At 67.0% G+C, this 2,309-nt stretch carries 3 protein-coding genes; 2 read left to right on the top strand and 1 reads right to left on the bottom strand.

The genetic code is table 11. The annotated features are described in order from the left end of the window. The first annotated feature begins 239 nt into the window (after positions 1-239). A complete protein-coding gene (locus tag M3Q23_05710) occupies positions 240-728 on the top strand; it encodes a hypothetical protein (protein ID MDP9341596.1) in 489 nt (162 codons plus the stop codon). A gap of 195 nt (positions 729-923) precedes the next feature. Further along, positions 924-1,136, top strand: coding sequence for a hypothetical protein (locus M3Q23_05715; GenBank protein MDP9341597.1), 213 nt, complete (start codon positions 924-926; stop codon positions 1,134-1,136). A gap of 464 nt (positions 1,137-1,600) precedes the next feature. On the opposite strand, the gene M3Q23_05720 is transcribed toward M3Q23_05715, so the two are convergent. Then, positions 1,601-2,080, bottom strand: a complete 480-nt coding sequence (locus tag M3Q23_05720; GenBank protein ID MDP9341598.1) for a hypothetical protein — start codon at positions 2,078-2,080, stop codon at positions 1,601-1,603. Positions 2,081-2,309: the final 229 nt, after the last annotated feature.

The following is a 2,309-nucleotide window of genomic DNA, read 5'->3' on the forward strand; positions in this document are numbered from 1 at the left end:
TGGTGGCCGGGGCTTCACGGCGCGGTGACGTCGTGCTGACCGGCGATCCACGGGATCTCCGCCGGCTGGCGGCGGTCGCCGGCACCGTCGAGGTCATCAGGTTGTAGCCAGGGGGATCCCGGCCGGAGAGCCGCCCCGGAGAGCGGTCCGGTCCCTATTCCTACCGCGGTGGGAGCGATCGGTGGGCCTGGCGCGTCTTCCCTGGTCAGCGGCGTGTCCCGATAATTGCACCCCACGGGGTGGCGGCGATCCTTGGACCTCTGGGGCTTCAGCTGAACCCGGAGAAGACCAGGATCGTCTGCCTCACCGAGGGTGCGGAGGGCTTCGACTTCCTGGGCTTTCACTGCCACAAGGTGGAGTCCTGGAGGTGGCGGGGTCGGTGGTACCTGCAGCACTGGCCGTCCCGGCTGGCCATGGCGGCCATACGGGAGCGGATCAGGGCTGCAACGGACCGACGCTTCGTTGGGTTGTCGGTGCCGGCGGTGGCCGAGAACGTCAGCCGGGTGCTCAGGCGGTGGCTTCCGTACTACCGCTCGGGCAACTCCGCCCGGTGCTTCTCCTCCGTCGACCGCTACGCCCACGAACGCCTGGCCATCTTCGCGAGCACCAAGCACGGACGCTCGGGGCGAGGCTGGAGCAGCCGATACGACTCGGCGTGGTTCCAGAGCCTCGGGGTGTACTGCCTCAGCGGAGGCGTCCGCTACGGGCCTGCGCATGCCTCGCGGTGAACGGTGTCGGGAAGCCGGGTGCGGGAGAACCGCATGCCCGGTTTGACAGGGGGCCGCTGGCGAAGCGGGGCCACGACGCGCCGGAACGATGCACCTGCCGGGAAACCGGCGGGACTGAGCCCGGCCGCCTACAGCTTGCCGACCAGCCAGCGGCCTACCTCACAGGCCCGGCTCTGGACCGACGCCCTCGGCCCAGTGGACGCTACGGTTGCAACGGCGGCAATCGAGGACCCAGGTGAGCAGTTCTCGCTCCAGGCCACCCTTTACTTGAAGCAGTTCCAGCCGGAGGCGCTTGGCGGCAAGCATCACCGGGTGGTTGGCAGGGAGCCCGGCCGCGTGGCCTTCCTCGACCAAGGCGTAGGCGTCCCGAGCGCGATCGGCGATGGCGTGGACGGATCGGTCGTCTAAGAGCCGCGTTTGGCGGCGATCTCATAGGCGGCGAAGTACAAGGCTACGCCCGCCAGTATCGTCCAAGGCCAACCAGCCCCGAGAATCCCGTCCACCGCGAGCACGATCCCCAGGCCCCCCAGCCCCGCGAGAGCCCAAAGCCTGAACTTACGGCTCTTGGTCCGCCGTGGTGGCAGGGAGGTTCGCCTCAGCCTCTTGCTCCGTCCTGTAGATGACCGGGCCGCTGGCGGGCCAATCGTACACGAGGGGGTTGCTCGTGTATCCGATGATGGCTCCCGTTGAACCAGCGACCGGTACCACGTCCGGGAAGTTGTTCACGATCCCGCCCTGCGTCTGGTTCGCTCCACCCCAATCGGAGGGTGACGAGCTCAGGGCCGCCGACGCCACCCCAGCTGACGTCCCCAGGACCCCCGTGACACCAAGAACTGCGAGCCAACGCTTCATCTCCTGGTCCCCTCTCTTGCCTACGAAGGTGGGAAGTAGTGCTCGCCACTGGACAGTGCCGACCCGGGATGCCATAGGTCATCGTCCGCGTACACCTGTCCCCGAGTCAGGGTGTAGTACCAACCCGACCCGCACGGCGTCAGGTTGTTGCCGTGGCTGCCACCAGAGGACAGGTTGTAGTCCTCCGCCGCGTTGTAGACCCAGTAGGCCTGGCTAACGGCCGCGCACAGGACGTTACCGGAAGGGGTATCCATGAACACGCTGTATCGGATGCGGATGAACCCGGCAGGGCGAGTCCAGATCTGTGAGCAGTGGTAGGTGACCCCCAGGTATGTGTAGTCCTGCTTGGTCGAGGTCTCGGCCAGAGTGTAGAAGACGACTTGGCCATTGACGGTGGGATGGTCGATGGTGCTCTTGTCCTTGAGGCACTTGCCGGGATCCCACATGGTCGTCCAGCCCTGATAGACCTTGTGGGCGAATGCGGCGGATCCTGTGCCCACAACGAGAACTGAAACCACGAGGACAATTGATGCGAGCCGTCTACCCACGTCCCCCCCTCCCCGTCCGCCGAAGCGGAAGTCGGCAACCCAGCCCAGGGGGGTCCACCGGCTCGGTGGTGCTCGGGGGTCGGAAGGTCCAGACCGAGCGTCCCCGGGGCCGGAGCACGGGTGGAGGGGAGATCGCCCTGGACACGTGGGCGGCGTTCTCGAACGAGGACCTGCTCACCCA

This window comes from Actinomycetota bacterium, from assembly GCA_030774015.1.
GTDB lineage: Bacteria > Actinomycetota > UBA4738 > UBA4738 > JACQTL01 > JALYLZ01.